This is a genomic window from Streptomyces sp. SID3212, from assembly GCF_009865405.1.
In the GTDB taxonomy this organism is placed as follows: domain Bacteria; phylum Actinomycetota; class Actinomycetes; order Streptomycetales; family Streptomycetaceae; genus Streptomyces.
On sequence record NZ_WWJY01000137.1, the window covers coordinates 1 to 6988 of the forward strand.

General features: G+C 70.9%; 5 protein-coding genes. All 5 read left to right on the forward strand.

What is annotated here, in order from left to right; translation table 11 throughout:
• Window positions 1–563 precede the first annotated feature (563 nt).
• From GT042_RS03930 to GT042_RS03950, 5 genes are read left to right on the forward strand one after another with little or no spacing between them, the layout of a single operon-like run.
• A complete protein-coding gene (locus tag GT042_RS03930) occupies window positions 564–1967 on the forward strand; it encodes an aldehyde dehydrogenase family protein (protein WP_161307293.1) in 1404 nt (467 codons plus the stop codon).
• Entirely contained in the window at window positions 1964–3505 is a 1542-nt protein-coding gene (locus GT042_RS03935; protein ID WP_345943671.1) for a sugar ABC transporter ATP-binding protein, read from the forward strand. Before GT042_RS03930 ends, GT042_RS03935 begins: the two co-directional genes overlap by 4 nt.
• Window positions 3502–4533 carry an ABC transporter permease gene (locus tag GT042_RS03940; RefSeq protein ID WP_161307294.1) on the forward strand — a complete coding sequence of 344 codons (1032 nt, stop codon included), beginning with the start codon at window positions 3502–3504 and terminating at the stop codon, window positions 4531–4533. Before GT042_RS03935 ends, GT042_RS03940 begins: the two co-directional genes overlap by 4 nt.
• A complete protein-coding gene (locus tag GT042_RS03945; RefSeq protein WP_161307295.1) occupies window positions 4530–5498 on the forward strand; it encodes a substrate-binding domain-containing protein in 969 nt (322 codons plus the stop codon). Before GT042_RS03940 ends, GT042_RS03945 begins: the two co-directional genes overlap by 4 nt.
• Complete coding sequence (locus GT042_RS03950; protein WP_161307296.1) at window positions 5498–6952, forward strand: mucin-5B; 1455 nt, start codon at window positions 5498–5500, stop codon at window positions 6950–6952. The genes GT042_RS03945 and GT042_RS03950 overlap by 1 nt, the downstream gene beginning before the upstream one ends.
• The last annotated feature ends 36 nt before the right edge of the window (window positions 6953–6988 follow it).

The window sequence follows — 6988 nt, forward strand, 5'->3', positions numbered from 1 at the left end:
CGGGGACGGCCGGCGTGGTCGGCGCGGCTGCCGCGGACGCCTCGCCCGAGCTGCCGCCCGCGCCGAGCGCGAGTCCGATTCCCGCCGAGACGCCGACCGCACCGGTGGCGGCGAGGAAGGACCGGCGGTCGACCGCGGTGACTGCGGAGCGTATGCGTGACATGGTGCGGACTCCCCGAGTGCGAACGCGTCAGCAAGCGTGCCGGAGGTCGGCCCCCTGGCTACTCCTTGATGGTTGGCACCGGGTGTGGCCTGCGCGTGAACGACGTTCCAACGCTCGACACCCATCACCGCACAGGGATCACCGGCGGTGGCGAACCGTCGCCGGGCCCTCCCGCGCCGTACCGGAGCCGGTCACTCCCCGTTCATCGCCCGGGGAAGACGCGCCGCGCGCGGGACGCCGTTCGCGGCGACCGGACCCCCGGCCGTGCCCGAACGGTCACGACCGCTGTGCTCCAGCCATTTTGTTTTATCTGTTGACGAATTACTGAGGGTGCGCCAGCATCGCAGCGACTTTCCGCAGACATGACCAACTGCCAAAGCCAGTACAGGGAGAGCGACGCATGTCGACCCGTACCGCCCCGCTGCCCGTGCACAATCCGGGAACAGGCGAACTCCTCGGCGAGATCGAGGACAGCACTCCGGAGCAGCTGACCGCCGCCCTCGCCACCGCCGAACGCGGCCAGCGCGCCATGGCCGCCCTGCCCGCCCACGAGCGGGCCCGACTCCTCCTCCGTATCGCCGACCTGATCGAGGCCGAGGCCGCCGACCTGGCCCGGTTACTTGCCGCGGAGAACGGCAAACCCCTCTTCCAGACGACCGAGGAGGTCAAGGCGGCGATCCGGATCTTCCGCGGGTACGCCGGGGAGGCGACCCGGCTCTTCGGCCGGCAGATCCCCCTGGACGCCGTGCCGGGCCTGGAGCGCCACCTTGCCGTGACCGTCCGCGAACCCCTGGGCCCCGTCGCCGCCCTGGTGCCGTTCAACTACCCGGTCGAGCTGTACGCCCACAAGGCCGCCGCCGCGCTCGCCGCGGGCAACGCCGTACTCGTCCACCCGCCCGTACGCTGCCCGCTCGCCCTGGTGCGCATCGCCGAACTGGTCGCCCGCGCCGGCGCCCCCGAAGGCGCCCACCAGCTCCTCACCGGAGGCGTCCACGTCTCCCAGGAACTGGCCTCCCGGCCCGGCGCCGCCGCCGTCAGCCTCACCGGCAGCACCCACGCCGGCCGCGAGATCGCCCGCCGCGCCGCCGACACCCTCAAGAAGGTCCACCTCGAACTCGGCGGCAACGACGCCCTGATCGTCTGCGACGACGCCGACGTGGAGGCCGCCGCCCAGGCCGTCGTCCTCGGCCGGCTGGCCCGGGGCAACGGCCAGATCTGCTGCGCGGTCAAGCGCGTGTACGTCCAGGACGGCATCCACGACGCCTTCGTGGACGCGCTCCTCGCGGGCGCCGCCAAGCTCACCGTCGGCGACCAGCTGGCCGACGGCACCGACGTCGGCCCCCTGATCAGCGAGGAAGCGGCCGAACGGGTCGAGGCCGCCGTCGCCGCACTCGTCTCCGACGGCGCGCGCAAAGCGGCGGGAGGCGGACGCAGGGGCGCGTTCAGCGATCCCACCGTGCTCGTCGACGTCCCCGCCGACAGCCCGGCGCTCGCCGCCGAGATCTTCGGCCCGGTGGCGCCCGTCGCCCGGTTCACCGACCCCTTCGACGCCGTACGGATGGCCAACGAGTCCCCGTACGGGCTCCAGGCCGCCGTCTTCACCCAGGACATCCGGCGCGCCTTCCAGCTCGCCCACCGGCTGGACGTCGGCGGGGTCGTCATCAACGGCTCCACCGCGCTGCGCGCCGAGAACCTGCCCTTCGGCGGCCCCAAGGACACCGGAGGCTCCGCCGAGGGCCTGCACGACACGGCGCTGGAGTTCACCCGCCAGAAGACCATCGTGGTGATGGAGGCCCTCGGGTGACCAGCACGACCCGTACCTCCCCGGGGGCCCGGCCGCCCGCCCTGGAGATCCGCGGGGTGCGCAAGGCGTACGGCGCCACCGAGGTGCTGCACGGCGTCGACCTGACCGGGCACGCCGGTGAGGTCCTCGCCGTGGTCGGCGCCAACGGGGCCGGCAAGTCCACCCTGATCAAGATCCTGGCCGGCGCGGAACGGATGAGCGCCGGCGAACTCCTGCTCGACGGCGAGCGCGTCGACCTGCGCTCCCCGCACGACGCGCACCTCCACGGCATCCGTACGGTCCACCAGGAACTGACCCTCGTACCCGAACTGTCCGTCACCGAGAACCTCCTCATGGGCCACTTCCCGCGCAGGCTCGGCGGCCTCATCGACTGGCGGGCCGCCCATGCCCGCGCCCGGGACCTGCTGGAGTCCATCGGGTACGGAGCCATCGACCCCCGCACCCGGGCGGGCCGCCTCACGGTCGCCAGACAGCAGATGGTCGAGATCGCCAAGGCGCTGGTCAGCGAGGGCGGCGAGCCGCGCGTCCTCGTCCTCGACGAGCCCTCCGCCGTGCTGGCGGGCAACGACCTGGAGGAGCTCTTCGCGCTGATCCGCCGCTTACAGCAGCGCGGCGTCCTCGTCGTGTACGTCTCCCACCGCCTCGCCGAGGTGACCGAACTCGCCACCTCCATCGTCGTGATCAAGGACGGCCGGGCCGTCGCCACCACCACCCCCGACCGCACCGACGAGAACGAACTCATCCGCCTGATGGCGGGCCGCAGGCCGGGACAGCTCTACCCGGATCGCCGCCACGACCCGGGCGCACCGCTGCTCACCGTCTCCGGACTGCACCGCCCGGGGGAGTTCGCCGACATCTCCTTCACCCTGCGGGCGGGCGAGATCACCGGACTGTTCGGCCTGGTCGGCTCCGGTCGCAGCGAACTGGCCCGCTGTGTCTTCGGCGCCGAACCCGCCCGCTCCGGGACCGTCAGGACGGCCGGCGGCACCGCCGACCGCTTCCGCACCCCGCGTGAGGCGATCGCCGCCGGACTCGCCCTGGTCACCGAGGACCGCAAGCGCACCGGCCTGGTCCTCGGCCTGTCCACCGCCGAGAACATCGGCCTCACCACCCTGCGCGCCTTCACCAGGGGCCCCCTGCTCGACACCGGCGCACGCGGACGCCAGGTCGAGTCGATGGTGAGGCAACTGGACATCCGGCCCGCGCACTCCGCGAAACTCCCCGTCCGCGCGCTCAGCGGCGGCAACCAGCAGAAGGCCGTCCTCGCCAAATGGCTCCTCACCGGTCCGCGCGTCCTGCTGCTGGACGAGCCGACCCGGGGCGTGGACATGGCCACCCGCGCCGAGATCTACCGGATGCTCGACCGGCTCGCCAGGGACGGGCTCGCCGTCCTGCTGATCTCCTCCGACCTCACCGAGGTGCTGGGCGCCACCGACCGGGTGCTGGTGATGCACGAGGGCCGGATCGCCGCGGACCTCCCCTCGGACCGTACGACCGAGGACACCGTCCTCGCCCACGCGATCGGACACGCCGCATGACCGACCAACTGACCAAGCCCCCCGAGTCGAACGGCCCCGGCGAGCCGGCGCGGCCGGCCGGCGACGGGACCCCCGGGCGGCGGACGCCGAGGCTGATCGTCGCGGGGCGCGACCTCACCCTGGAGGCCGGGCTCGCCGTGCTGCTGATCGCGTTCGTCGCGATCGCGGGCTCCACCACCGACGCCTTCCTCACCGAGGGCAACATCACCAACCTGCTCAAGCAGATGGTCACCACCGGCCTGCTGGCCTACGGCATGCTCACCGTCATCCTCACCGGCGGGATCGACCTCTCCGTCGGCTCGGTGGTCGCCTTCTCGGGCATCGTCGCCGCCGGGCTGTCGTCCGGGCTCCCCGTCCCCGTCGCCATGCTGGTCGGCATCGCCTCGGGGATGGCCTTCGGCATGGTCAACGGGACCTTGGTGGCCCGCTTCCAGCTCGCGCCGTTCGTGGTGACCCTCGCCGCGCTCACCACCATCAGAGGCCTCGCGTTCGTCTACTCGGAGACGCCGGTGGCGCCCGAGAAGGAAGGCTTCTTCGAGCTGGGGTCCGCGGTCCTCGGCCCCATCCCCGTCTCCACCCTGATCATGCTCGGGGTCTTCCTGTTCGGCGGGATCTTCCTCAGCCGCACCCCGGCCGGCCGCTCCCTGGTGGCGATCGGCGGCAGCGCGGAGACCGTCCGGCTGGCCGGCATCGGCGTACGCCGCCACATCGTCCTCGCCTACACCATCAGCGGCGCCTGCGCGGGCCTCGCCGGGGTCATCCTCGCCAGCCGCGTCGGCATCGCCCAGCCCAGTGTCGGCACCGCCTTCGAACTCGACGCGATCGCCGCGTGCGTGATCGGCGGCGCGAGCCTGGCCGGCGGCAAGGGCTCCGTACGGGCCACCTTCGCCGGTGTCCTCGTCCTCGCGCTGATCAACAACCTGCTCAACCTCTACGACGTGCAGAGCTTCTGGCAGCAGGTGCTCAAGGGCCTGATCATCGTCGCCGTCATCCTCGTCCAGCGCACCGGAAAGGCACGAACCTCATGATCACGAAGAAAGCGTCCGGGGTCCTGGTGGCCGGAGCGCTCGCCGCGTCCCTCGCCGGCTGCTCCTCCGACGGCGGTACGGGAGGCAAAGGCGACGGTTCGTACACCGTCGGCATCGCCAACTTCACGCTCAGCGGCCCCTACTTCAACGGCATGGACCGGGCCATCAAGGCGCAGGCGAAGAAGAAGGGCGTCGACACCGTCAGCACCGACGCGGGCGGCGACGCGGCGAAGCTCGCCTCCAACGTCGAGGACCTGCTGAGCAAGGACGTCGACGCCGTGATCGTCTCGGGCGGCCCGCTGGAGTCCGCGCCCGCGGTCCTCAACTCCATCAAGGCCGCGGGCAAACCCGCCGTCCTGGTCGACCGCAAGTTCCGCACCGGCACGTACAGCAGCTGGATCGGCCCCGACAACGAGGCCATCGGCAAGCAGAACGGCCAGTTCCTCGTGGAGCGGCTCACCAAGGGCGGCACGGTCGCGCTCGTCAAGGGCGGCCCCGCCGACAACAGCATCGGCCAGGCCCGTACGAACGGGGTGAAGTCGGCGCTGGAGGGCGCCCCCGGCATCACGATCGTGGAGGCGCCCGACTTCGGCAACTGGAGCTCGGACGGCGGACTCACCGTCATGGAGAGCCTGCTCGCCTCGCACAGCGATCTCGACGCCGTCTTCTGCGAGAACGACGCCATGTGCCTGGGCGCCCAGCGCGCCATCAAGGACGCCGGCCGGGACAAGGAGATCGTGCTGGCCGGGGTGGACGGCCAGGCGGAGGCGCTCAAGGCCATCCTCGACGGCACCAACTACCTGGTCACCGGACTCAACGACGCCGACGTGATCGGCAGCCTCGGCCTCGACAGGACCGTGGACATCCTCGACGGAAAGAAGACCGAGAAGGACACGGTCGTCCCGTCCCCTCGTGTCACCAAGGAGAACGCCCAGAAATACTACGATCCGGAAGGCAATTTCTGATGACCCGCACTCATCGTTACGCGCTGGCGGGCCTGGTCTGCGGCGCGCTTGTCGTTCCCCTCACCCTCGGTACGGCCTCGGCCGCGCCGGACGAGGACGCGAGCACACGGGCGGCGGCCGTCCCGGCCGGCGCGCCCGCGGCTGCCGCCCCCAAGGCACCGGCCTGGCAGTTGCTGCACTCGGAGAACTTCAGCAAGCCGCTCGACCCGAACCGCACCCCGTGGACCCGTGAGACGTACAGCCAGCCGTTCGACACCATCATGGAGGACAACGGCCAGTGGTACCGCAACGACTACGGCCCCGCCTGGGACACCGCGTTCAACTCCTTCGCCACCTACCGCAAAGAGTTCAAGGTCGGTGACGGCGGCTGGCTCACCGCCTCGCTGTCCGCCCGCGACTGGAACAAGGACGGCCAGATCGAGAAGGCGCCCTCCATCACCAACGGCAGGGCGGGCGGCAAGACCGTCGCCCAGCTCAAGGTGCCCGACCACACCGGCGGCGCCATCTTCCGCCCCACCCAGGCGCTGCCCGACCAGTACCGCATCGAATACCGCCTGAAAACCCTGGACTTCGGCGGGAAGCGCAACGGCACCATCGACTACGGCAACCGCATCAACGGCTACAGCAAGGACGGCTGCAAGACGCAGCACCCCTGGGGCGAGGGCTCCAACAGCCCCGGCTGGGAGGGTGACGCGTCGGCGCCGTACTGCGAGTGGCAGGACGTCCGCGCCGGGAAGTACGGCTACAACGGCTTCCACTACCTGTCGATCGTCGACTTCGCGAACCCCGCGCCCCGCAACAACCACTTCTGGCACTACCGCCGCAAGGTCCTGATGGACTCCTTCGCCCAGCACCCCGACCGGGTGGGCACCGGCACCGGCGGGCGGGTCTGCAACTCCGCGACGAACACGTACTACGACTACAAGGACAGCAGCTTCAACACGGTCAACATGTGGATCAGCGGCCTGCCCAACTGGAACCCCGGCAAGGGCGGTCTGGCGGGCAACTCGCAGTGGTTCATGACCAGTTGCTCCGGCGGGGTCGCCGAGCAGCAGCTGTCGTCCGCCGCCGAGCTCCAGCCCGAGCTGATGCCGAACCAGGACTACGTCTTCGCCATCGAGCGGGACGCGACCGGCTACACGCTGGAGGCCAGCGGCAACTTCGCCCGCGCCGGGCAGAAGACGCTGCGGTTCCACCGGCCCTTCATCGTCGACAACAAGCCGATCTGGCACTACAACGTCAAGGCGAGCGAGTACGACGGGCGCTTCAACAACACGCTCACGCAGAACGACAACAACGGAAGCGCCACCTGGCCCAACCAGTGGCCGGCGGGATCCGCGTACCCCGACTCCTTCGTCATCGGGGACCTGTACACCAACGTGTACGAGGGCAGCGCGAGCCTGACCGACATCAAGATGTTCGTGCCCAAGGCGGTGAAGACCGCGACGAAGTAGCGCGCCTCGCACGCCCGGCCGGCGCGGGCCGGGCGT